The following is a 23,848-nucleotide window of genomic DNA, read 5'->3' as shown; positions in this document are numbered from 1 at the left end:
GAGAGTCCATGTGAAGCTTCAATCTGACCCCCATTCCGGAGCCAATACGATCACCGGTTACGGCGATGACTACATCGAGATCAATAAGATCCCCTATAGTCACGCGGTTTTATTGAGTTCCGACGGTGAAATCCTCGAATGGGCCATCAAGACCTTTGATGATCTGACCCCAGCAGATTTCACTCAAATGGCCTCTCTTAAGCCTGAATTAATCATTATTGGCACTGGTAAACGCCAGCGCTTTCCTAAGCCCGAGTTACTCAAGACCCTCATAGAGGCCAAGATTGGCTTTGAAGTAATGGATTCTCAAGCAGCCTGTCGCACCTACAATATTCTTGTAGGTGAAGGTCGCCAGGTTCTTCTCGCCCTCATTGTGGAAGCTGCCTAATGCAATTTGGCCAAATTCGGCAGTCAAGCGCCCTCAATCCAGCATCGATTTTGATTCTGGTGCTGATCTATGCCTTGCTATGGTTTGGCACCCTCAACTACCGTCACCTCATACCGTCTGACGAAGGCCGCTATGCCGAGATTGCTCGCGAGATGCTTGTGACCGGAGATTGGGTCACCCCACGCTACAACGGTTACAAGTATTTTGAAAAACCGCCATTGCAAATTTGGGCTACTGCTACCGCCTTTAATCTCTTTGGCATCGGTGACTGGCAGGCGCGCTTGTGGACAGCACTCACTGGATTTCTGACGATCGTATTTATTGGATTTACTGGTGCACGCGTCTACAGCGCAAGAGCAGGCTGGTTGGCTGCTATCGCTTTAGCATCCAGCCCAATGTGGGTGATGGGTGGACACATCAACTCACTAGACATGGGATTGTCAGCTTTTTTAGTTGCTGCACTGTGCAGTCTTTTGTTGGCGCAAACTTCTCATAACTCAAACGACACTAGAAAGTGGATGTGGGCCTGCTGGGCCTTCATGGCCTTAGCAACATTATCCAAAGGCGTCATCGGAGTCGCCATCCCCGGCATGGTCTTCATTGTTTATTCCATTACTGCATGGGACTGGAAGATTTGGAAACGCCTACACATCATTAGTGGCACGATTTTATTTTTAGTAATTACTACACCATGGTTTGTGCTGGTGGCACAACGCAATCCAGAATTTCTAGAGTTCTTTTTTATTCATGAGCACCTGCAACGTTTTACGCAGACAGCGCATAGTAGAACGGGTCCGATTTATTACTTCATTCCACTACTGCTGCTGGGCTTTTTGCCATGGATTGCACAAACCCCTGGAGCCCTTGCTCAGGCTTGGCGGGAACGCAACCGCGAGTTCTCCAGCGGTTGGTTGCTGACTTGTTGGTTTGCGGTGATCATGGGCTTCTTTAGCATGTCCCAATCAAAATTACCCGGCTACATCATCCCGGTTTTTCCAGCGCTGGCAATGCTTGTTGGTCATCGCTTAGACCGCAATCTGGGTTTCAGTAATTCAATGGGATTGCCTTGGAAATTGCAAGCTCTCTTCTTCGCAATCTTGGGCGGCGTTGGCTTTTTCTTTTTAAGCGAAGTTGGCAAACAAGCAAGGCCAGATGAAATTGAATCCTACGCGCAATACACTTACTGGATCATTGCAGCGCTAATCGTATTGATTTCATTTAGCCTAATAGCATTTGTCCAAAGTAAGCGCAATGGCTTGAGCAGCATCACCAGTTTTGCTTCTGGCTTTTTTCTCTGCACAATCATCGCGGGTACAGGTCATGAAACCCTTGGTCGTGCAGTCTCGGGTATAGATTTAGTTGAGCAAGTTAAAGCGGGCATTCCGGAGAAGGTCAACTTCTATTCAATCAGAATCCTCGATCACACAGTACCCTTCTATCTTGGTAGAACCATGATCATGGTGGAATCTCCAGATGAACTTGAGTTTGGTGTGAAGCAAGAGCCTGAGTTGTGGCTCTCCACCTTCGACGCCTTTATTGAGCGCTGGAAAGAAGATCAAACTGCTTACGCTCTCATGGTTCCAGAACAATTTATTGAGCTGCAAAAACTCAATGTGCCAATGCAAGAAGTGGGGAGAGATTCTCGGCGCGTCATTGTTAAACACCCAGAGTCACTAAGTAACTCTGCACAATAATTTTTAAGGCTCCCATGTCAGTCACTCAAAACTCCCTGCCTTTTATTCCTTTTACGCGTCCACACTTTAATCAAGAAACGATTGATGCGGTTGCAGAGGTATTGCGCTCTGGTTGGGTAACCTCAGGACCGAAACTGGCGGAGTTTGAAGCTACTCTGAGTGAATACTTTGGCGGCCGTCCTGTGCGTTGCTTTGCCAATGGCACTGCCACCATGAAAATCGCCCTCCAGGTTGCTGGTATTGGGCCGGGTGACGAAGTCATTACCACCCCAATCTCTTGGGTAGCTACCTCCAATGTGATTCTGAGTGTTGGTGCAACACCTGTCTTTGTGGATATTGATCCCATCACCCGCAATATTGATTTAAACAAGCTGGCCGCAGCGATTACACCGAAGACGCGCGCCATCATGCCCGTCTATTTAGCTGGGCTACCTGTCAATATGGATCAACTCTATGACCTAGCCAAGCAATATAAGCTACGTGTGATTGAAGATGCAGCGCAAGCATTTGGGTCAGAGTGGAAAGGTCGCAAGATTGGCAGCATTGGTGATCTCGTGAGCTTTAGTTTTCAGGCAAATAAAAATTTATCCACTGTTGAGGGTGGCTGCCTTGTTCTCAACAATGCTGACGAAGCTAAACTTGCAGAAAAGTTTCGCCTGCAAGGGCTCACACGCCAAGGCATTGATGGCATGGATGTAGACGTCTTAGGCGGCAAAGATAATTTGACTGATGTGAATGCTGTAATTGGCTTGCATCAACTCAAACAGCTGCCAGCATTTCAGGCGCGTAGGAGTGCATTAGCCAAACAATACTTTGATGCCATTCGCAGTGAAATGAAATCCGCCGGCCTAGCTAATCTCAATTTAGAGCTGCCAGTAGAAAACTTCACCGATAGCAACTGGCACATGTTCCAAGTTGTTCTTCCGCTTGAGCAATTGAATGTAGATCGCGCGCAAGTGATGACTGAACTTAAAGATTTAGGCATTGGCACTGGCGTTCATTACCCCATCATTACTGGATTCACGCTTTACCAAAAACTGGGTTACAAAGTTAATGCCACCCCAGTAGCAGAGCGCATTGGCCGCGCCATTTTGACCCTCCCCCTCTTTCCGGGCATGGCAGATGAAGATATTGGCCGTATAGCTAGTGCTTTGACTGGAATTCTGAAGAAACATCGTAAAAACTAGTATCGAGAGCGGAATCAGGCAAAATTGCAGCATGACTGCAAATTTAGCTACCCAAGCCTGCAATCCGATACTCAGTATTGTCATTCCCGTTTACAACGAGGAAGATGGTCTTCAAGCCCTCTTTGATCGCCTATATCCTGCGCTAGATGTCATGGCGAGCAAGCGCAACATTGCTTATGAAGTGGTGTTTGTAAATGATGGCAGCAAAGATCGTTCTGCCGGCATTTTGGCTAAACAAGTTGAACTGCGCCCGGATGTAACTCGCGCAGTGCTATTTCATAGCAACTTTGGTCAGCATATGGCGATCATGGCTGGCTTTGAATACTCCCGTGGTGAATACATCATCACGCTGGATGCAGACCTACAGAATCCTCCCGAAGAAATAGACGCCTTAGTAAATGAATTACTCAAGGGTCATGATTACGTTGGCACTATTCGTGCGGATCGTCGCGACAGCTTCTTCAGAAAATTTGCCTCTCGCGCGATGAATCATTTGCGCGAAAAAATTACTCGTATCACGATGACTGACCAAGGCTGCATGCTTCGCGGCTACAGTCGTCGCATCGTCGATCTCGTTCGTCAGTGCGATGAAAGCAATACCTTTATTCCGGCGCTGGCTTACACCTTCGCATCCAACCCTACCGAAATCAGCGTCAAGCACGAAGAGCGTTTTGCCGGTGAATCCAAGTACAGCCTCTATCAACTCATTCGCTTGAACTTTGATTTGGTGACCGGCTTCTCCGTGATGCCTTTGCAGATTTTCTCAATCTTGGGAATGCTGTTGGCAATGGCAGCTGGCAGCTTGTTTATATACCTCTTAGTTCGCCGGTTCGTTTTAGGTGCTGAGGTTGAAGGCGTATTTACCTTATTCGCTCTCACCTTCTTCTTAATTGGCGTAATGCTATTTGGCCTTGGTCTACTTGGTGAATACATTGGTCGCATCTATCAACAGGTACGCGAGCGTCCACGCTATGTTGTGCAAACTGTTTTAGAGAAAAAATAATTGCACGCAGTCGTCTTTGCTTATCACGATGTTGGCGTTAATTGCCTCAAGGCATTGCTGAATGCGGGCATACAAATTGATCTAGTAGTTACCCATCAAGATGACCCCAATGAGAATGTCTGGTTTGGGAGTGTTGCCAAGCTCTGTGAGGAAAAAAAGATTCCTTACATCACACCAAATGCAAATCAGTTGATGGATCTTGTACCGCAGATTCAGAAGCTAGCACCCGATTACCTCTTCTCCTTTTATTACCGCCACATGATTCCAGCGGAGCTCTTGGCATGCGCCAAAATTGCCGCACTAAATATGCACGGCTCACTGCTACCAAAGTATCGCGGCCGCGCTCCAGTCAATTGGGCCATCCTTCATGGGGAAGCGAAAACTGGTGCCACATTGCACATCATGGAAGTTAAGCCGGATGCAGGCGATATCGTGGGGCAATCTGCAGTCTTAATTGACCCCAATGAGACTGCTACAGAAGTCTTTGGCAAAGTTAGCCAAGCAGCTGTTACCGTAATGAACCAAGTCCTTCCGGAACTTGTTCAAGGCCACATTCCCAGAAAACCCAATAATCTAGCCGAAGGAAGCTATTTTGGAGGCCGAAAGCCTGCAGACGGGCAAATTCGGTGGGATCAGACAGCTCAGCAGGTTCACAACCTCGTCAGAGCCGTTGCACCCCCTTATCCCGGGGCTTTTACCGACTGGCAAGGTCAGCGCATGATCGTGGCTCGTACCAGCCTAGAAGGGCCATTTCCGGGGCAGCTAGATCTTCAGGCTTCCGGTATCCAAGTGGTTGATAATCAGGTATTCGGCGTTTGTGGCGACCAGAGAGCGGTAGCGATATTGGACTGGTTCCCAGCAAACAGCTAACAAATTAAAAGCAGCACCCTTTAGATTAAATACGAGGCAGTAAAGATGAAAAAAGTACTCATTCTTGGCGTAAACGGCTTTATTGGTCACCACCTTTCAAAACGCATCCTAGAGACAACCGATTGGGATGTCTATGGCATGGACATGCAGAACGATCGCCTCGGTGATTTAGTAAATCATCCTCGTATGCATTTCTTTGAAGGTGATATCACCATCAATAAAGAATGGGTTGAATATCACATCCGCAAATGCGATGTCATTCTGCCTTTAGTTGCTATCGCGACACCAGCGACTTACGTTCAGCAGCCATTAAAAGTATTTGAACTCGACTTCGAGGCAAACCTTCCAATCGTTCGCTCAGCCGTTAAATACAAAAAGCATTTGGTATTTCCATCCACATCCGAGGTCTATGGCATGTGTGAAGATAGTGAATTTGATCCCGCTAAATCCAATATGGTTTACGGCCCAATCAATAAGCCACGTTGGATTTACGCTTGCTCTAAGCAATTGATGGATCGTGTAATTTGGGGTTACGGTATGGAAGGTTTGCGCTTCACCCTCTTCCGCCCATTTAACTGGATTGGCCCTGGTTTAGATAGCATCTACACACCAAAAGAAGGCTCCTCCCGCGTAGTAACTCAGTTCTTGGGTCATATCGTTCGCGGTGAATCTATTAACGTGGTTGATGGTGGCGCTCAGAAACGTGCCTTTACTTATGTTGACGATGGTATCGACGCTCTAATGCGCATCATCGATAACAAAGATGGTGTTGCTAATGGCAAGATCTACAACATCGGGAATCCAAAGAACAATCACTCTATTCGCGAACTAGCTAATCAGATGCTGGAAATCGCTCGCAGCATTCCAGAGTATGCAAAGACAGCCAATGAAGTGAAGATTGTAGAAACTACTTCTGGTGCTTACTACGGTGAAGGCTATCAAGACGTTCAGAATCGCGTTCCTGCAATTGATAACACGATGAGTGAATTAGGCTGGAAGCCAACTACCAATATGAGCGATGCGCTGAAGAATATTTTCGAAGCCTATCGTGAAGATGTAGAAAAAGCACGTCACTTGGTTGATAACGAATAAGCATAGGGGTTCATGGCTAAGATTGCTCTCAAGGTAGACGTTGACACCTTACGTGGCACCAAAGAAGGCGTACCCAATCTAGCGCGTACGCTTGAGCGTTTTGGCCTCAAAGCCACCTTCCTATTTAGCCTAGGCCCCGACCACACTGGCTGGGCTCTCAAGCGGGTCTTTAAGCCGGGTTTCCTAAAGAAGGTCAGTCGCACTTCGGTTGTTGAGCACTACGGCATCAAAACCCTACTCTATGGCGTCCTCTTACCTGGACCTGACATTGGTAAACAAGCTGCTGCCGAAATGCGCGCAATTGATGCAGCCGGCCATGAGACTGGCATTCATACTTGGGATCATGTGGCTTGGCAAGACGCCGTACGCAATCGTGATGCCCAATGGACTAAAGCGCAGATGCAAAAAAGCTGGGATCGTTTTGTGGAGATCTTTGGCCATCCGCCAGTTACTTATGGCGCTGCTGGCTGGCAAATGAATGAGGCGGCATTCGAGCAACTCGATCAATGGGGTATTAAATATTCCTCCGATGGCAGAGCCGAGCCTAACTTAATGCCCTATCGCTTTGACCTACCTTCTGGCAAAGCTAAGCACGTGCAATATCCAACGACCTTGCCCACCTTTGATGAATTGATTGGCATTGATAATGCCGACGAGTTTAGCGCCGTAAAGAAACTCTTGGAAATCACCCAAAGTAATCCAAATGATCAGGTATTTACCTTGCATGCAGAATTAGAAGGTCAAAAGCTGCTTCCCGCCTTTGAGCAATTGCTCGCTGGGTGGCTAAACCAAGGCCACGACCTGGTCACCATGGGCGAGCTCCATCAATCCTGGGAAGCCACTAAGCAACTCGATAAAATAGCAGTGCAGCCAGTAACCTGGGGCGAGATCCCCAACCGAAGTGGCGAACTCATTTTGCAAGCAGTTTAAGTAACATCAGATTACGTAATACATAAAGTTAAATTAGAGAGACCATCATGACAGTAGAAATCGGCAAGCTAATGCCCCAGTGCGCAATCCCAGCAACATCGGGATTAACTTTTACGCCAGATTCCGCTAAAGGCAAAAAGCTGGTTATCTATTTTTACCCAAAAGATATGACTCCTGGTTGCACCGCTGAGTCTGGTGAATTCCGCGACAATATTGACGCCTTCACCAAAGCTAATACCTTGATCGTTGGCGTATCTCGAGATAGCCTCAAATCACACGACAACTTCCGTAGCAAACTTGAGCTGCCATTTGAGCTCGTTGCCGACACCGAAGAAACCCTATGTCAGCTCTTTAGCGTGATGAAGCTCAAGAATATGTATGGCAAGCAGGTGCGCGGTGTAGAGCGCAGCACCTTCCTCTTTGACTCATCGGGCAAGCTCGTTAAAGAGTGGCGCGGTCTGAAGGTTCCCGGGCATGTGACAGAGGTATTACAAGCAGCTCAAGCCGCTAAATAATTTTTTAAATTAATTTAATCCGGGGTACTTGCAAAGCCCAAAATTTGGGGTAAAGTTGTTTATATGCACCGTAAACGACGGGAAAGTCTAACAATCCGTTTGACTCATCAGCCTGAATATTTAAGAACAGGCTCGGTAAACAACCCCCGCCGTTTTACAGATCGTTTTACACCCAGTTTCGTTATAAACCGTCAATGCAATCCGCTTGACGGTTTTTTCTTTTAGGAGAGTCTGCATGCCATTGCCCCCAATCCCAACTCAAATTGCTGGCCAAGTAAAAATTAGCAGTAAGGACACTCCAAACTTAAAGAAGCGTCCTGCACCAGCAAAAACTGTTGTGATGGAAAGCCATGCGCCAGATTGGGCCACAGATGCTGAAGAGGATCTCTCTGCTGCTGAAGTAGCGCTTGAGAAAATCAAAAGTGATCGCAGTCCAGTTGCGCCACGTAATGAGCGCAGTGATAAGAGAGTATCAAGCGTTCCGGAGAAACCAAAGCGCATTATTCGCACTGGACCTCCAACTCTATTTGTCTTGGATACCAATGTATTAATGCATGATCCAAGCTCCCTGTTCCGCTTCTCTGAGCACGACCTCTTCCTACCAATGACTACTTTGGAGGAATTGGATAACCATAAGAAGGGTATGACTGAGGTTGCGCGTAATGCTCGTACCGTTAGTCGCTCTTTAGATCAATTGGTTGCTGGCACTAGTGGCACGCTGGATGAAGGTATTCCGCTCAATAAGCTGGGTAATCAGGATGTCTCTGGTCGGCTCTTCTTCCAAACCAAACTCACTACCCAGGCATTACCTGAGGGCTTACCTGAAGGTAAAGGTGATAATCTCATCTTGGCGGTTGTTAGTGAGCTACAAAAGACTCGTAAGGGTCAAGAGGTGGTATTGGTATCCAAAGATATCAATATGCGCATTAAGGCACGCGCCTTAGGATTGCCTGCTGAAGACTACTTCAATGACCAAGTACTAGAAGATCGTGACTTGATGTATTCAGGAGTCATGACCTTACCAGCAGACTTTTGGCCTAAGCATGGCAAAGACATGGAAAGTTGGGCTGATGGTAAATCCGGAACGATGTTCTATCGCGTAACTGGCCCTTCAGTACCTAGCATGCTAGTCAATGAGTTCGTGTATCAAGAAAATCCTGATGGCTCCACACCTTTCTACGCTCAAGTAAAAGAAATTAATGGCAAGACTGCCCTCCTCCAAACTTTGAGAGACTTTTCACATCAGAAAAACAATGTGTGGAGTGTGACTGCGCGTAACCGCGAACAGAACTTTGCCATGAACTTGCTCATGAACCCTGATGTGGATTTCATCACACTATTGGGTCAAGCAGGTACCGGTAAAACCTTGCTAGCCTTAGCTGCCGGCCTTGAGCAAGTTCTAGATAGTAAGCGCTATAACGAAATTATCATCACCCGCGCTACCGTTCCTGTTGGTGAAGATATTGGTTTCTTACCAGGCACTGAAGAGGAGAAAATGCAGCCTTGGATGGGTGCATTTGACGACAACCTTGAGGTATTACAACGCAATGAAGATGGCGCCGGCGAATGGGGTCGTGCCGCCACTCAGGAGCTAATTCGTTCACGCATCAAAGTGAAGAGCATGAACTTCATGCGCGGCAGAACCTTTGTGAGTAAGTTTGTGATTATTGATGAAGCGCAAAACTTAACACCTAAACAAATGAAGACTTTGGTTACTCGTGCAGGTCCAGGAACGAAGATTGTTTGTTTAGGCAATATTGCCCAGATCGATACGCCTTACTTAACTGAGGGTTCCTCAGGCTTAACTTATGTAGTCGATCGCTTTAAAGGCTGGCGTCATGGTGGACATGTGACTCTTGCCCGCGGTGAGCGTTCACGTCTTGCGGATCATGCTGCTGACGCACTCTAAGCAACCCCTCTCATGCCGCACTCTAATGGGGTGCGGCATTTTTATTTGTGCCCTGCTCTCGCTATCAGGATGCACTAGCTTTGGCTCAAAAAATAATGCAGCTAAAGTTTCTCAATTCAAACAAGATACGAGTGTAGGCACAGAGGACATCTCTATTGCGGCAGTAGGTTTAGTTGGCGTGCCCTATCGCTACGGCGGAAACAATCCTAAGGGTGGATTTGATTGCAGTGGGCTGATTGCTTACGTCTACCAAAAGTCGGCCAATATCAAGCTACCGCGAACTATTCAAGAAATGAGCACCAAAGGGCAAAGCGTTGAAAATCAACCCCCTGCACCAGGCGATCTGATTTTCTTTAACACCACCGGTGAAAAGTATTCCCACGCAGGGATCTATGTGGGTCAAGGCAGATTTGTACATGCCCCAAGCGCTGGAGGAACTGTGCGCCTGGAGTACATCACTACGCCCTACTGGGCAGCTAGATTTACCGAGGCAAGAAGACTGACCTCAACTAATACACAAAACTAGTTACAAGCCAACCGTATAGGTAGCCATTACTGTAGTTGAGGTAAGCGCTTGATAAGCCTCTTGACGATAGATGGCTGAAATTCCGATCCGTTCATTGATGCTGAGATCATGAAAAACACCCAAACTTGCTGTTGGTCTTGTGGTTCGGTAGTTGTTATTCATCGCAATATTGAAGTAGCCATTACCAGTAGTCACTAAATTTCCAACGTTAGTATTGGTATCTTTTTCTACGCCGGCACTCGCAAGTAAGCTTGTTTTTTCACTCAACTTATGAACTCCAGAAACTCCTGCGAGCACAGTGGTAGTGTAGTTATTGATAGCGTTGTAACTTAATGGACTAGAAACAGTGCTGGATTGACCCTCACTATATCCACCCATTCCTCCCACTAGGTAACGCATCCCAGCATAAGGTGACACAACAGTTTTATTGCCGAGACCAAAACCATATTTGAGCAATCCTAGAACACCTTGCGAGGTTAAAGAGGTGGAGCCTGAGCCAGCCTCAGAGACCCCAACCACTGGACGAGTTAAGGTTGCACCCTTGTTGGCATATCCCGCTGAAAGCTTTGCCTCTGCACCAGTACCATCAGGGTTTTGCGACCACACCCCAAATACCCCAACCATCGGGCTGCCATTATTTAATTGAGCGATGCCGCCTGGCGTACTTTGAGACAGGTTTTGATCTAGGTATCCACCAATTCGAATATTATTTGACAAGCGATATCCACCAATAATCAGAGCACTACTATTGTTATATGGATATGCACTGACATTGGTGAATCTACCACCGGCAGAAACGCAAACATTATTAGCCCTGAATAGTGAGCAGTCATAGCTCATGCCGTTTATCACGCCGGCAGATTGCATTGCAAAGAGGCCTTGAAGAGCGGTACCCATCGAGGATAAAGCAACTTGAGTGTCATACTCAATCGGTGCAATTAAATAAGACTGTGTAGCAAGAGTCTCCTCAAGTGCGACTAAAGTCGGCTGTACAACAGTACTCAATACCAAATCTGTCTGATCAGCAGATCCATTAATACGATGCACCAGTGCCCATTGATACTGAGTACCCCCGATAGTTACATTGCCGTAGGAGTTACCAAGATTGTTGACCTTGATCCCCGAGAGCACGGTGGAGTAAGTTGTTGCAGAAACAGTTGAGCCATTAGCAATTGCGAAATTCATCACGCCAGTTACAGTGCCATTACTAGCATCCAACTTACCGTAAACGGTTGGGCTTGCAATGGCCGCATTGTAATTTGTCGGCATTACACCAGAAAATGTCAGTGGATTAGAGCCGCCCTGTGAGTTAGTCAAAGTGCTGATTTTTCCGGCACTATAAATACCAAATGAATTTGCTCCATTGGTTGTAATGGTTCCGGTGTTTTCAATGGTGACAGCGCCCACCCCTGATACTTGAATGCCGTGAGCTGCCGAGCCATTAGTAATAATGGTTCCGCTATTAACAATAGAGTTCACTACGGTGCTTGTAGTAGCACCAGATACTAAGCGTATGCCTGCAGCACCAGTGCCATCAGTCTGAATACGTCCATCATTCGTTAAGCTATTGGCAGCTGAGGAGGCATTCGTAGCACTGACATACATGCCTGCAGCATATCCACCTCCGGTATAAATCGTTCCGTTAGACTCATTAACAAAAGTATTGCCACCTGCCTGAGATCGGCCATTTGCACCGGAAGACATGCCATACCCATAATAAAAAGAACTGGTATTTAAATTTCCATGGTTACTAATATTTGCGTTACTACCTATGCCAATAGTAGAACCATCAATAATTAATGAAGTTCCATTGGCAATATTTACGGTGACATTATTTCCAACAGTTGTGGTGTTCTGAGTAGAAATTACACCAGCCGTTGCTACCGGAGTAATGCTCGAGTTACAGGCAACTGTCTGTGAAGAGCCACTTGCTGTGTTTGGCGTGTAGCTGTCGCAACCACCTGCCGCCACTGCCGAAGCGGCATTGGGCATCAAAATAAATGCGCTCGCCAAAATAAGAGCGGCTGAATATTGGGGTAATTTTTCTATAAATTTCATAGCTTTAAACTGAAATTAGGCAGATGAAACGGCTTAAAAAGCACGTGTATGTGAATACTAGTTATGATAATTAGCTATAAAGTTAATATCTATTAACCCTAGAGCTAATACTCTTAGGTCTACTTATTGGAAATAATGGATTACAGCCTAAAAATTATTTGAATTCCAAACCAAGGAGAAGTTCGCATGAAGAAAATCATTATCGCTTTAAGCATTGCATTCAGTTTTGCAATTCCATCTATCGCTTTTGCTGATCAAGCCGCTTGTGAAGCTAAGGCAGTAAGCAAAGAAGGTAAGCCACTACACGGCGCAGCCAAAGATGCGTCCATTAAAAAATGTATGGGTGATGCCAAGCCTAATGATTGCGAAGCTAAGGCAGTAAGCAAAGATGGCAAGCCACTGTATGGTGCTGCTAAAACTGCATCCATCAAGAAGTGTGAAGGCGGCAAGTAAACACTTCTCGTATCAAGTTAAAAGCCTCGCATTGCGAGGCTTTTTCTATTGAGTTAGAAGGGTTCGTATCCACCAGAGGAGTAGCCAACTGATCCCATCGCCAAGTTATCAAACTTAGTATATGGACCTTGCCAGCTTAAGCGCACAGTACCAATTGGTCCATTACGCTGCTTACCAATAATGATCTCCGCCATGCCTTTGTCCTGAGTCGTATCTGGGTGATACACCTCATCGCGGTAGATGAACATAATTAAATCGGCATCTTGTTCGATCGCGCCCGACTCACGCAAGTCAGACATGATTGGACGTTTATTAGGCCGTTGCTCAAGGCCACGATTTAACTGTGACAACGCAACTACTGGGCACTGCAATTCTTTTGCGAGTGATTTGAGTGAGCGAGAGATTTCTGAAATCTCAGTCGCACGGTTCTCAGAACCAGAGCCACTCATCAACTGCAAGTAATCAATCACAACGAGGCCCAGTGTTCCACCAAAGTTACGAGCAATACGACGCGCACGTGCGCGCAACTCTAAACTTGAAAGAGCGCCAGTCTCATCAATCAAAATTTGGGTATTACTTAAGCGGGCAATCGCATCAGTAACGCGCGGCCACTCATCATCCTGCAACTTGCCGGTACGCATACGACCTTGATCAACGCGCCCTACCGAACCCAGCAAACGAGCCGCTAATTGCTCGCCTGACATCTCCATAGAGAACACAACAACCGGCAAGCCCTCAGCCAATGCAACGTTCTCAGCGATATTCAATGCAAACGCCGTTTTACCCATCGACGGTCTTCCAGCAACAATCACTAAGTCACCTTTTTGAAGACCGCTAGTTTGTTTATCCAGATCAATAAATCCAGTTGCAATACCAGTGATATCACTTCCACCTTGACGGTTGTAGAGCTCATCAATACGAGCAACAACGGTTTTGAGTAAAGGTTCAATCTCGAGGTAATCTGCTTTGCGACTACCCTCTTCACCAATTTGCAGAATGCGTGATTCTGCTTCATCCAAGAGCGTTCTCACTGAACGGCCCTCTGGAACAAATGCAGAGTTCACGATGTTGTCAGATACTTCGATTAGGCGACGCAGAATGCTGCGGTCACGAACAATATCGGCATAGCCTTTGATGTTCGCTGCACTTGGAGTACTTTGCGCTAATGAATTGAGGTAATCGATGCCAACTAAATCACCACCCTGCTCGGACTTAACAGCCTCATGAACAGTAATGACGTCAGCGGGATGATTGTCGCCAACTAAACGCTGAATGACCTTATAGATCAAAGCATGTTCAGGACGATAGAAATCTTTATCAGTTAACACGCCACCTAGACGATCCCAGGCTGTGTTATCGATCAGTAGACCGCCGAGCAAAGATTGCTCGGCTTCTACAGAATGCGGCGGTACTTTGAGCGCCTGCAAGACTGGATCCCCAGAACCCATCATGCCAGGATTTGACATAAGAGAGCGTGAGCGGGATTCAGCCATGAGGCTAGCTTACAGATCTAAAACTTACGCTTGCTCGCCAACTACACGGATAGTGATGTCAGCCACTACATCGGTATGAACAGCTACCGCTACAGGGTGATCACCAACCATCTTCAACGGGCCAGTAGGCATACGTACAGAAGCTTTTTCAATTACAAAGCCTTTAGCTTTCAAAGCATCAGCGATGTCATGGTTGGTTACAGAACCAAACAAACGACCGTCAACACCTGCTTTTTGACCGATTTCGAGAACCAAGTCTTTGAGCTTTGCGCCAACCGCTTCAGCAGCAGCCAATTTCTCAGCAGCCAATTTTTCCAACTCAGCGCGACGAACTGCAAAGTCAGCGATAGCTGTTTCAGTTGCACGACGAGCTTTGCGTTGTGGGATTAGGAAATTACGAGCGTAACCGTCTTTAACACGAACGATGTCACCGAGGTTGCCCAGGTTAATTACTTTTTCTAAAAGAATGATTTGCATTGAGGGCTCCCAATTATTTCTTGTGTTGATCGGAGAATGGCAACAAAGCCAAGTAACGAGCACGCTTGATAGCAGTGTCTAACTGACGCTGATATTTAGCTTTTGTGCCTGTCAAACGTGCAGGAGTGATCTTGGCGTTTTCGCCAATGAAGTCCTTCAATGTGTCTACATCTTTGTAGTCAATCTGTTCTACGCCAGCAACAGTGAAACGGCAATAACGCTTACGCTTGAACAATGGGTTCTGAGCTGGTTTCTTTTTGAAATCGGGTTTCTTTCCAAACGCCATGATGATTTCCTCTTTAATTTTTCAATTGAATATGGGTGATATGGAAAACAAGTCTTTGATTACGTAGAGTCTTGGGTGCTAAGAATCCCTCAAACACTGCCTCAGCACCTAAATCCATTTGCTCTAAGCCCTTTTGTATCGGACCAATTGCTATGGCTTCAACACTCATCTGAATTTTCCTAGCCACTCCTACCTCGCTTACCTCACCGCTATGTTCTAGCTGGCAATGCATCACCGGTATTCCTGCTGGTGTAAATCGAATCGCGTCTTTAGCTACCAAGAATGCAGTTAGGGTGAAATGATTCAACGCCGCTCCGTCACTCTGATACGTTTTCTAGTCTGTGTATTCCTCTTCAAATTTCTAACTTAAGCCGCTGCTACAGGAGCGTCGGATTGAGCTGTTTTGCGTGCTTCTTCACGTTGCACTTCTTTCATCATGATGGAAGGCTCTGTTTCAGCTTTCTTAGTCTTGATGATGAGGTGACGCAAAACAGCATCGTTAAATTTGAATGCGTGCTCGAGCTCGTCCAGAGTTTTCTGGTCGCACTCAATGTTCATACAAACGTAATGGGCTTTAGCAAGTTTGTCGATCATGTAAGCCATCTGACGACGACCCCAATCTTCCATACGATGAATTTTGCCGCCAGCAGCAGCTAATGTCGCTTTGTAGCGATCGATCATCGCAGGCACTTGCTCGCTTTGGTCCGGGTGGACGATAAAGACGATTTCATAATGACGCATCTAACACTCCTTAAGGATAAAGTCACCTGGGCGTCTTGCTAACTTCCGATGGTTTTAAAGTTAGCGCCAGTGTGACAAGGTAGTAACAAATTGTAGGTAAAACTAACTACAGAAATTTACAGCTTTTAAGTCCTTACCGAATTTCAGGTAAGTCCGCTATTCTAGCAAAAAAATCCTGCCAAGTCAGGGGTTTACCAGCTTTATTTGCCTGCTTTGCCGCATTTAAAGCCAATTGGAGCGCAACTCTGGCCCTGGGTGCAGTCAACCCCCCAGATGCTCGGCATCCAGGCGCATCTACCTCAGGAATGTTTCGCAAAGTAGCGCCCGCACCGGTTCTAGTCGTTCTCACCAAGGCAATGCCCTGAGCCATTGCTTGCTCCAGAGGTTTTGCCCAGTCATCATGAAAGCCACCATGGCCTGACCCAGCAAGCACAAAGCCCTCTACAGTACTACCCAGCCACTGCAAGATGGTTTCAGGACGAGCGCCTGCATGGCTAGTCAAAATCTCAACCCAAGGCCACTCGCCTTCCTGTGGGATCGGTAAATCTTCATTCCAAGCAGCCTGTACCGCCTTGACACCAGATAACCAAGAAGGATTAATGAGGCCCACTGAGCTTGATGGAGCATCTTGTAAGGGGGCATTGAGGGCTGTGGCGTGTCGCTTAGCTAGATCGAGCGCCATACATCCACGCCCGTCCATTACGGCATAGATGCCGCCAGGACAGTTATCAATCGATGTAGAAGCCCAGCGTAAGGCATCCAATAAATTAGAGGGGCCGTCAGCTCCAGGCGCATTGCTTGGCAGCATTGCCCCCGTCAAAATCACCCGCTTGCCCTGTGTCTGGGCCAGCTTTCCACAAGTTGCTTGCAAAAATAAGCCTGTTTCTTCAATCGTATCTGTGCCATGAGTAATCACAATCCCCTTTACAGCAACATCCAGCAGGGCTTCTTTTACTGCAAGCCCTAGTGCGGCGAGATGGGCATCAGTCAAATTGCGACTATTGATATTTGCCACCTGACAGGACACCAGCTTGACCCCCTCAGGCACTACTGACTGAACATGCGCCACTAAGGCATCCACCCCAACTTGGCCAGCCTGATATTGGAGAGGGTTTTCTTCCGGGTTTGGCGCGAGGCCTGCAATGGTGCCCCCCATGCCTAAGACCAAGAGATGAGGTGTATTTTCAGAAATGCTGGGTTTTGAGCTCATTCCTCCATTATCCGCCTGCAAATTGCTTGAATATTCAAATAGTGCTGTATACAATCCCAGTATGGACATAAATACAGTCGATTTTCAAGAGGAGCTGACTGCCCTCCCCAAACTCACCTCACGTCAAAGTGAGATTTTGGAATTAATCACCAAGGCCATTGATGAAAGTGGCTCACCTCCAACGCGCGCTGAGATTGCAACGCAACTAGGTTTTGCTTCCGCCAACGCTGCTGAAGAACATTTACGTGCCCTGGCAAAAAAGGGATACATCGAGCTAACGCCAGGAACCTCTCGCGGCATTCGGATTCCACAACGCTTTAACCAGACTCACAATCCAAACAAATATCGTCAGATGTCTTTACCTTCTGGCGCGCTTCAGCAACTTACATTGCCACTCATTGGTCGCGTTGCAGCAGGCTCTCCAATCACAGCTATCGAACACATTGAAAAACAAGTGCCGATCGATCCAAGTTTATTTAGCAAGGGTGCTGATTACTTATTAAAAGTAGTTGGCATGAGTATGCGCGATGCCGGAATTTTGGATGGCGACTATCTTGCAGTGAGAAAAACTTCTGAAGTACGCAATGGCGATATTGTGGTTGCACGCTTAGATGATGAAGTCACAGTGAAGCGTTGGAACCAAAAGAAAACTGCGGATGGCATAGTCATTGAATTACAAGCCGAGAATCCAGACTTCAAAAATATTTTGGTAGATAGACGCCAACCGAACTTTGCCGTAGAGGGTCAGGCTGTTGGCCTAATTAGGGCTGGCGGGCTCTGAGCCACCTCACCCGATAAAGCAAAAGGCCTCGTTAGAGGCCTTTTTCTATTCACGATGGAGTAACTATTTTTATTTCTTAGTTGGTGTCACTACGTTTGCATTCTTTGGTGATGCTGTAATCGTGATGATTGTTTTAGGTCCGCCAAATGAGCCTTCGTTTACCTCGATAGTAGAAGTACGATCACCTTTAGTGAAAACCAAAATACTGGTTTTAGATTTCACGGCACTCACAGTAGTCCAACCCACTTTAGGATATTCCGCTTGGAAGAAAGCATAAATATCGGTTGGAGATTGAACGCCAGACAAAACAACTCGACCAACCCAGTTATCACCACGGCCAATAATTAAAGAATCTGAACCAATAATTTTTGATGCCGCAGGTAATGGCATATCACCCAAAAGTTGCGCCTGAATTTCTTGGATTTCACTAGGCGTGCCAGTTGGAGAATCCCCTGAAGATGCACAGGCCGCCAAGAGCACAGATAACGCTAACGCCGATGTGATTGATTGGATTCGTTTGAGTTGGATCATATTCTTGCCCTGGTAATCAATCTAAATTACTGGAGGCGCGTGAGGGAATCGAACCCCCGTACGAAGCTTTGCAGGCTCCTGCCTAACCACTCGGCCAACGCGCCATATGCTTGAATCAAAAATGGGAAGCTTTTTAGGGCTTCCCATCGAACTTGGAGCGGGAAAGGAGGTTCGAACTCCCGACCTATACCTTGGCAAGGTATCGCTCTACCAGCTGAGCTATTCCCGCATAACAGGGCAGTAGTTTAACAAACAATTTGAGGGAACGCATTATTTGTGTTGAAGACTAAAAACTGGCTGGACTCACGTTTCTACCAAACCCTTATCAGCTATGGGTTTGTGGACTTTAGTCAGCCTTATCAACCAGCTGAGGCAAAGCTTTTTTCATGTAATAGAACATTGACCAAAGCGTCAAAAAGCATGCAATCCAAATTAGCCAAGTGCCAACTTGTGCGCAATTTAACCATCCAAATAAAGTGTCGTTTAGCAATAAAAATGGAATGGCGACAAGTTGAGCGGTAGTTTTTAGCTTGCCGACCATGTGAACGGCAACGCTTTTTCCAGCACCCAAGAGCGCCATCCACTCTCTTAATGCTGAAATAGTAATTTCACGACCAATAATGATCAAAGCCACCCAGACTTGGACGCGATCCATATTGAGCAGAACTAACAATGAAGCAGCCACAATTAATTTATCAGCTACGGGGTCCAAGAATTGGCCAAATGCCGACTCTTGCTTCATGCGTCTAGCCAAAAATCCATCCAACCAATCAGTTACAGCCGCAAACACAAAAATAACTGTAGCAGTGAGGTTCTTATCGAAAGGGGTAAGCCAGCTATTTGGCAAATAGAACACTGCAACAACCAGTGGAATTGCAGCGACGCGCAACCAGGTTAGAGCAATGGGTAGATTAAAAGGCATGACCTAAGCATAAACCAATGTGAGCGCACTGGGAAATCAATGGAGTTGCTTATAGATTTGTTCGGCCAATGCGGTGGATATTCCCTCAACACTTGAAAGCTCTTCAATAGTGGCATTGGAAACACCCCGCAAACCCCCAAAACGGGCGAGTAGTTTTTGACGTCGCTTAGCCCCTATTCCCTCGATCTCCTCTAGCTGAGAAACCGTTCTAGCTTTTGCTCGTTTAGCTCTCATGCCAGTGATGGCAAAGCGATGTGCCTCATCACGTATTTGCGCCACTAGCAACAAAGCAGCGCTATCAATACCAAGCTCAAGCGATTGACGTCCATCCGCAAAGATCAGGGTCTCTAAACCCACCTTACGACCCTCCCCTTTGGCAACACCAACAATCAATCCAATGTCCATGCCAAATTCAGAAAGGACTTGTCTTGCCATCTCAACCTGACCTTTGCCGCCGTCGATCAAAATGACTTGCGGCATCTTTTCAACAGGGAGCTCTTGAAAGTTCGCATAACGGCGTTGTAAGACCTGACGCATTGCTGCGTAGTCATCACCCGGCGTAATGTCATTAATATTAAATCGGCGGTATTCACTAGGCTGCATCGCATTTTTGGAATACACCACACAAGAAGCTTGAGTGGCCTCACCAGAGGTATGGCTAATATCAAAACACTCAATACGAAGCTGCTCAAGACTTTCTAATTCCAAAGCTAAGACATCCGCCAATGCTCTTGCTCTTGCTAGTTGACCACCCGTCTCTACCAAGCGCTTTGCGATCGCAATCTTGGCATTACCTTCTGCCATGGCCAACCAATGACGTCTCTGACCTTGTGGCTGGTGCAAGAAAGTAATGCGCTTACCAGCTTGTGCATTCAATAAATCGTGTAGACCTTCCGGGGCTGATTGCTCAGAAAGATCTTCAACACCTTCTTCTGGAGCTGCAATGTCATCAACTAGCTTTCTCAGAGGATGATTCAGAATCAATACAGGCGGAATTAAATTGGTGGTCGCTTCACCATCGCCAGCCTTCTCCTCTAAGTAATGTTGAGCAATAAATGCCTCCAGAATTTCAGCTGGTGGTGGCAACTCTCCAGACGTTGAGCGCAAGCCCTTAGGGAAGTAAGCGCGATCACCCAAATGGCGACCGCCACGAATCATTGCCAGATTGACGCAGACCACACCCTCCATTTGAGCGACAGCAATCACATCCACATCGCCCTCACCATCAGCAACAGTGTCCATCGACTGTTGTTGTAAGACACTCGAAAGATCAGCAATACGATCCCTTAACACTGCCGCCATTTCAAATTCCATGGCATCACTGTAGGCATGCATTTTCTTTTCAAGTTCAGAAAGCACGCGACTATGGTCACCCTCTAAAAAGCGTGTTGCCTGGGCTACGTCCTGCCCATACTGCTCGACACTTAAACGGCCAACACAAGGCGCACTACAGCGATGTATTTGATGCAATAAACAAGGGCGACTGCGGTTTTTAAATACTGAGTCTTCACAAGTTCTCAGACGAAATACTTTCTGCAAAATCTGTACGCTGTTGCGTACTGCCCATGAATTGGGGAATGGGCCAAAGTAGTGATTACGCTTATCCGTCTTTCCTCTATACGAGGCCAAGCGAGGAAATTGATGCCCCGTCAACATGACGTAGGGATAGGACTTATCATCTCGAAAGAGAATGTTGAATGGAGGGGCCAACTCCTTAATGAGATTGTTCTCTAGAATTAAGGCTTCGGTTTCTGAGCGTGTTACTGTAGTTTCGTAACGGGCAATTTTTCCCACCATCAGCTCTATTCGTGGTGAAAGCTGGGTTCGCTGAAAGTAACTAGATACACGCTTTTTGAGGTTGCGCGCTTTACCGACATACAGAATATGTCCCGCCTCATCAAAGAAGCGATACACCCCCGGCAATCCGGGTAGCCGTTTAACATCCTGCTGAAGGGTTTCAAAAAGCGAATTGCTCATGCGTTGGGATATTTTCTGTCAAATCGTAGACAACTATGGTGATGCTGGTGTTTGCTGGCGTCTAGCAAGAAGCTTAACAAGTCTTCATGGCCAAGACGTGCGCATTTTCTGTGACGATCTGCCAACCCTTAATTTACTCGCTTCTGGGGTAGATCCGGAAATTAAGCGCCGTATCGATATCCAACCCTGGGAAGCAAGTCATCACAATAGCCGTCATCCAGTAGAAACGCCTGACGTGGTGATTGAGGCATTCGGATGCGACCTTCCAGAGCGCTACCTTGCGGGCCTGCTAATTGCCCCCAAAAAACCCATCATCATCAATCTAGAGTATTTGAGTGCTGAGCCCTGGATTGTGGACTTTCATCAGAAGGCGTCCCCTCAAGCACACGGCATTCCGAAGTACTTCTTCTTCCCAGGCTTCCAGAAGAATGCGGGCGGTATTTTGATTGATCCAATCCCCAAGGAGCCATCACCAACTGAACAATGGATTCCCAAGAGCCTCGAGGCGAGCTGGAAGCTATTGCGGCCAAATACAAAACGCATCAGTGTTTTTTGCTACCCAGGTGTACCGCTCCTGAAATGGTTGGAGGATCTGGCCACCTTGGATGAGAACTTCGACATTGTTTTGACACACGGTCAACGCGAGCAATTGCAGTTCAGTTCTGCCCATCCCACCCAGCCACTTGCTTTGCCTGACTCCATTCAGTTGATCTCGATTCCATTTGTTTCTCAAGATGAATACGATTGGGTGCTTTCACAATGCGACTTCAATATCGTTCGAGGTGAAGATTCTTTTGTTCGAGCGCAGTTGGCTGGTAAGCCCTTTATTTGGCATATCTACCCCCAAGAAGATGGTGCTCACAAAACTAAGTTAGCTGCATTTTTAGATCTCTACCTTGAAGATGCATCACAAGAGCTTAAACACGCTGTAATAGCTGCGATGACTTGGGCAATGCCTAGCGAGTGGTACCAGTCTATTGATGAATGGAGCACCCATTCCGAGGCTTGGCGAGCAGATTTACTCAAAAAACAAGCTGATGGTGGCTTGGCTGCCCGTCTAATGGGCTTTGTAGCCTGATCTTAGGCGAAATCTGCCTGCGGGCGGTTACAATCTTGTTTTTGATAAAAACCGCAGAAAATCAGCTCTGCACCCAGGAATAGCAAGATGAAAACAGCACAAGAACTCCGCGTTGGTAACGTAGTAATGATCGGCACTGATGCCATGGTCGTTTTAAAAGCAGAATACAGCCGCTCAGGCCGCAACTCTTCTGTTGTAAAAATGAAATTTAAGAACTTGTTAACTGGTGCGCCCAACGAAGGCGTATTCAAAGCAGATGACAAGTTTGATGTAGTGATCTTGGATAAGAAAGATTGCACCTACTCTTACTTCGCAGATCCAATGTATGTATTTATGGATACTGAATACAACCAATACGAAGTTGAAGCTGAATTCATGGGCGATGCATTGCATTACCTCGAAGAAAGCATGCCTTGCGAAGTGGTGTTCTACGAAGGTAAAGCACTCTCAGTAGCAATGCCAAACTCATTGGTTCGTGAAATCATTTACACAGAGCCAGCAGTTAAAGGCGATACCAGCTCAGGCAAAGTATTGAAGACTGCAAAATTGGCTACTGGCTATGAATTGCAAGTTCCATTGTTCTGCAACACTGGTGACAAGATCGAGATCGATACTCGCACTGGTGAATATCGTAGCCGCGCTAACTAATTAGCTCGCTCGATAGTAAAAGGCCCGGCTTGCCGGGCTTTTTTATTTTCTAAAGTGCAGTCATAATGAAATCCATGACTGATACCATTTCCCCAGTAATCACCACATTAGCCCTTGAAGATATTCCCCACCTGATTGACTGCGTTCGACGTTGCTACGGGGAAAGCTATACCAATCCAGTGATGTACGACGCCGCGCTACTGAAAGATGCAATCGTCACACAGAAAATGCACTCCATAGTTGCTAAATTAGAAAATAATCAAATTATTGGGCACTGCGCATTAACCTTTGACGGCGCTAATAATGCCTCACCAGAGGCTGGAAAGATGATGGTTGATCCTGATTACAGGGGGCATCATATTGCTGAGTTGATCGCAAAAAAGCGTATAGAAATTGCCGAATCTTTGGGCTTGCCAGGCTTTTGGACTGAGTGCGTTACCAATCACCCTTATAGCCAGCATGAAATGATTGCATTTAACGCAAAGGAAACCGGCCTTTTTATTGGAGATGTTCCACCAACATTTGCAATGCAGGGTCTGCAAAACTTTAGCGATACCCGTATGTCCTTATTGGCCTTTTATCTCCCGCTAAAAGATCGCCCACATGATATTTATGTTCCAAGTAAACATACTGAGCACTTGAATGCGCTTTTAAGCAGCTTAAATCTCCAGCGCAATATCAGCAATTCGGAGATACAAGGAACTGGGGAAACAATACTTAAAACTGAAATTGACTCTGAAGACCAGGTTGCGAATATATCCGTAGACCATATTGGCGAAGATTTAGTTGCATCAGTCACGGCGGAGCTAAAAAAACTTGAGACTTTAAATATTGCTTCCGCCTATCTTGATCTACCTATTACGCAAGAGGCGGCGGCCAATGCCTATATGGCATTAGAAGATCTGGGCTTCTTTTGGGGCTCTTGGATTCCACACTACTCTACCCAGGGTGATATTCTGCGTTTACAGAAGATCTACCAAACAGTGAACGTTAGTGAAATCGTTTGCGCCAGAGAGCAAGGCGAAGAGGTTAAAAAGTTTGTAGTCTCTGAATGGGAAAGAGTTTCAAAGAAATAGAAG

General features: G+C 46.6%; 25 protein-coding genes and 2 tRNA genes. 15 read left to right on the top strand and 12 right to left on the bottom strand.

What is annotated here, in order from left to right; all coding sequences use genetic code 11:
• Nucleotides 1-10: 10 nt before the first annotated feature.
• The 10 genes from ICN25_RS06505 (at nt 11) to ICN25_RS06460 (ending at nt 10,114) form a co-directional block, all read left to right on the top strand.
• Nucleotides 11-388 carry an MTH938/NDUFAF3 family protein gene (locus ICN25_RS06505; RefSeq protein WP_216180353.1) on the top strand — a complete coding sequence of 126 codons (378 nt, stop codon included), beginning with the start codon at nt 11-13 and terminating at the stop codon, nt 386-388.
• Entirely contained in the window at nt 388-2,082 is a 1,695-nt protein-coding gene (locus ICN25_RS06500; protein WP_216180350.1) for a glycosyltransferase family 39 protein, read from the top strand. Before ICN25_RS06505 ends, ICN25_RS06500 begins: the two co-directional genes overlap by 1 nt.
• A 14-nt stretch (nt 2,083-2,096) precedes the next feature.
• Nucleotides 2,097-3,269 carry a DegT/DnrJ/EryC1/StrS aminotransferase family protein gene (locus ICN25_RS06495; protein ID WP_216180346.1) on the top strand — a complete coding sequence of 391 codons (1,173 nt, stop codon included), beginning with the start codon at nt 2,097-2,099 and terminating at the stop codon, nt 3,267-3,269.
• Nucleotides 3,270-3,300: 31 nt separating this feature from the next.
• Nucleotides 3,301-4,272, top strand: coding sequence for a glycosyltransferase (locus ICN25_RS06490; protein WP_216180343.1), 972 nt, complete (start codon nt 3,301-3,303; stop codon nt 4,270-4,272).
• Nucleotides 4,273-5,142 (top strand): formyltransferase, encoded by an 870-nt coding sequence (locus ICN25_RS06485; RefSeq protein ID WP_216180340.1) that lies wholly within the window; start codon nt 4,273-4,275, stop codon nt 5,140-5,142. It begins immediately after the preceding gene.
• A 45-nt stretch (nt 5,143-5,187) separates the two neighbouring features.
• A complete protein-coding gene (locus ICN25_RS06480; RefSeq protein WP_216180337.1) occupies nt 5,188-6,234 on the top strand; it encodes a bifunctional UDP-4-keto-pentose/UDP-xylose synthase in 1,047 nt (348 codons plus the stop codon).
• Nucleotides 6,235-6,246: 12 nt separating this feature from the next.
• Nucleotides 6,247-7,164, top strand: coding sequence for a polysaccharide deacetylase family protein (locus ICN25_RS06475; protein ID WP_216180334.1), 918 nt, complete (start codon nt 6,247-6,249; stop codon nt 7,162-7,164).
• A gap of 47 nt (nt 7,165-7,211) precedes the next feature.
• Nucleotides 7,212-7,679, top strand: a complete 468-nt coding sequence (locus ICN25_RS06470) for a peroxiredoxin (protein ID WP_216180332.1) — start codon at nt 7,212-7,214, stop codon at nt 7,677-7,679.
• Between the two features lie 235 nt (nt 7,680-7,914).
• The gene (locus ICN25_RS06465; RefSeq protein ID WP_216180329.1) at nt 7,915-9,588 is read left to right on the top strand and encodes a PhoH family protein; all 1,674 of its coding nucleotides are present in this window, start codon (nt 7,915-7,917) and stop codon (nt 9,586-9,588) included.
• Between the two features lie 25 nt (nt 9,589-9,613).
• Nucleotides 9,614-10,114 carry a C40 family peptidase gene (locus ICN25_RS06460; RefSeq protein WP_255536709.1) on the top strand — a complete coding sequence of 167 codons (501 nt, stop codon included), beginning with the start codon at nt 9,614-9,616 and terminating at the stop codon, nt 10,112-10,114.
• Here ICN25_RS06460 and ICN25_RS06455 read toward each other — a convergent pair whose 3' ends face one another.
• The gene (locus ICN25_RS06455; RefSeq protein ID WP_216180323.1) at nt 10,115-12,172 is read right to left on the bottom strand and encodes an autotransporter domain-containing protein; all 2,058 of its coding nucleotides are present in this window, start codon (nt 12,170-12,172) and stop codon (nt 10,115-10,117) included.
• A 186-nt stretch (nt 12,173-12,358) separates the two neighbouring features.
• On the opposite strand from ICN25_RS06455, the gene ICN25_RS06450 reads away from it, so the two are divergent.
• Entirely contained in the window at nt 12,359-12,625 is a 267-nt protein-coding gene (locus tag ICN25_RS06450; RefSeq protein WP_216180308.1) for a hypothetical protein, read from the top strand.
• 53 nt (nt 12,626-12,678) lie between these two features.
• On the opposite strand, the gene dnaB is transcribed toward ICN25_RS06450, so the two are convergent.
• The 6 genes from dnaB to ICN25_RS06420 all read right to left on the bottom strand — a co-directional run bounded on the left by dnaB (nt 12,679) and on the right by ICN25_RS06420 (nt 16,832).
• Nucleotides 12,679-14,118, bottom strand: coding sequence for a replicative DNA helicase (gene dnaB, locus ICN25_RS06445; RefSeq protein ID WP_255536708.1), 1,440 nt, complete (start codon nt 14,116-14,118; stop codon nt 12,679-12,681).
• Nucleotides 14,119-14,142: 24 nt separating this feature from the next.
• Nucleotides 14,143-14,595, bottom strand: coding sequence for a 50S ribosomal protein L9 (gene rplI, locus ICN25_RS06440; RefSeq protein ID WP_015421571.1), 453 nt, complete (start codon nt 14,593-14,595; stop codon nt 14,143-14,145).
• A gap of 13 nt (nt 14,596-14,608) precedes the next feature.
• Entirely contained in the window at nt 14,609-14,881 is a 273-nt protein-coding gene (gene rpsR / locus ICN25_RS06435; protein WP_011902267.1) for a 30S ribosomal protein S18, read from the bottom strand.
• A gap of 13 nt (nt 14,882-14,894) precedes the next feature.
• A complete protein-coding gene (priB, locus tag ICN25_RS06430) occupies nt 14,895-15,188 on the bottom strand; it encodes a primosomal replication protein N (RefSeq protein ID WP_216134092.1) in 294 nt (97 codons plus the stop codon).
• Nucleotides 15,189-15,247: 59 nt separating this feature from the next.
• On the bottom strand, nt 15,248-15,622 hold the full coding sequence (gene rpsF / locus ICN25_RS06425) for a 30S ribosomal protein S6 (RefSeq protein WP_114653629.1): 375 nt from the start codon (nt 15,620-15,622) through the stop codon (nt 15,248-15,250).
• A 133-nt stretch (nt 15,623-15,755) separates the two neighbouring features.
• Nucleotides 15,756-16,832: an asparaginase domain-containing protein gene (locus ICN25_RS06420; protein ID WP_216180305.1), complete on the bottom strand. Its 1,077-nt coding sequence runs from the start codon at nt 16,830-16,832 to the stop codon at nt 15,756-15,758.
• Nucleotides 16,833-16,893: 61 nt separating this feature from the next.
• Here ICN25_RS06420 and lexA point away from each other — a divergent pair, with 61 nt between their 5' ends.
• Complete coding sequence (gene lexA, locus ICN25_RS06415) at nt 16,894-17,613, top strand: transcriptional repressor LexA (protein ID WP_216180302.1); 720 nt, start codon at nt 16,894-16,896, stop codon at nt 17,611-17,613.
• A gap of 69 nt (nt 17,614-17,682) precedes the next feature.
• Here the strand turns inward: lexA and ICN25_RS06410 are convergent, their stop codons facing one another.
• The 5 genes from ICN25_RS06410 to uvrC form a co-directional block, all read right to left on the bottom strand.
• A complete protein-coding gene (locus ICN25_RS06410; protein ID WP_216180299.1) occupies nt 17,683-18,144 on the bottom strand; it encodes a hypothetical protein in 462 nt (153 codons plus the stop codon).
• Nucleotides 18,145-18,174: 30 nt separating this feature from the next.
• Nucleotides 18,175-18,248 (bottom strand) — tRNA-Cys (locus tag ICN25_RS06405).
• Nucleotides 18,249-18,297: 49 nt separating this feature from the next.
• Nucleotides 18,298-18,373 (bottom strand) — tRNA-Gly (locus ICN25_RS06400).
• 117 nt (nt 18,374-18,490) lie between these two features.
• Nucleotides 18,491-19,066 carry a CDP-diacylglycerol--glycerol-3-phosphate 3-phosphatidyltransferase gene (gene pgsA / locus ICN25_RS06395; protein WP_216180296.1) on the bottom strand — a complete coding sequence of 192 codons (576 nt, stop codon included), beginning with the start codon at nt 19,064-19,066 and terminating at the stop codon, nt 18,491-18,493.
• 36 nt (nt 19,067-19,102) lie between these two features.
• Nucleotides 19,103-21,043, bottom strand: a complete 1,941-nt coding sequence (gene uvrC, locus ICN25_RS06390; protein WP_216180293.1) for an excinuclease ABC subunit UvrC — start codon at nt 21,041-21,043, stop codon at nt 19,103-19,105.
• Between uvrC and earP the strand changes: the two genes are divergently transcribed.
• The 3 genes from earP (at nt 21,042) to ICN25_RS06375 (ending at nt 23,845) form a co-directional block, all read left to right on the top strand.
• Complete coding sequence (earP, locus tag ICN25_RS06385; protein WP_216180290.1) at nt 21,042-22,121, top strand: elongation factor P maturation arginine rhamnosyltransferase EarP; 1,080 nt, start codon at nt 21,042-21,044, stop codon at nt 22,119-22,121. The two genes, uvrC and earP, sit on opposite strands and share 2 nt — an antisense overlap.
• 87 nt (nt 22,122-22,208) lie before the next feature.
• Complete coding sequence (efp, locus tag ICN25_RS06380; RefSeq protein WP_046330550.1) at nt 22,209-22,769, top strand: elongation factor P; 561 nt, start codon at nt 22,209-22,211, stop codon at nt 22,767-22,769.
• Nucleotides 22,770-22,843: 74 nt separating this feature from the next.
• Nucleotides 22,844-23,845 carry a GNAT family N-acetyltransferase gene (locus ICN25_RS06375; protein ID WP_216180287.1) on the top strand — a complete coding sequence of 334 codons (1,002 nt, stop codon included), beginning with the start codon at nt 22,844-22,846 and terminating at the stop codon, nt 23,843-23,845.
• The last annotated feature ends 3 nt before the right edge of the window (nt 23,846-23,848 follow it).

This window comes from Polynucleobacter sp. 80A-SIGWE (assembly GCF_018882295.1).
Lineage (GTDB): Bacteria > Pseudomonadota > Gammaproteobacteria > Burkholderiales > Burkholderiaceae > Polynucleobacter.
The sequence above is the reverse complement of the archived record's forward strand: the minus strand, read 5'-3'. Positions and strand labels throughout refer to the sequence as shown.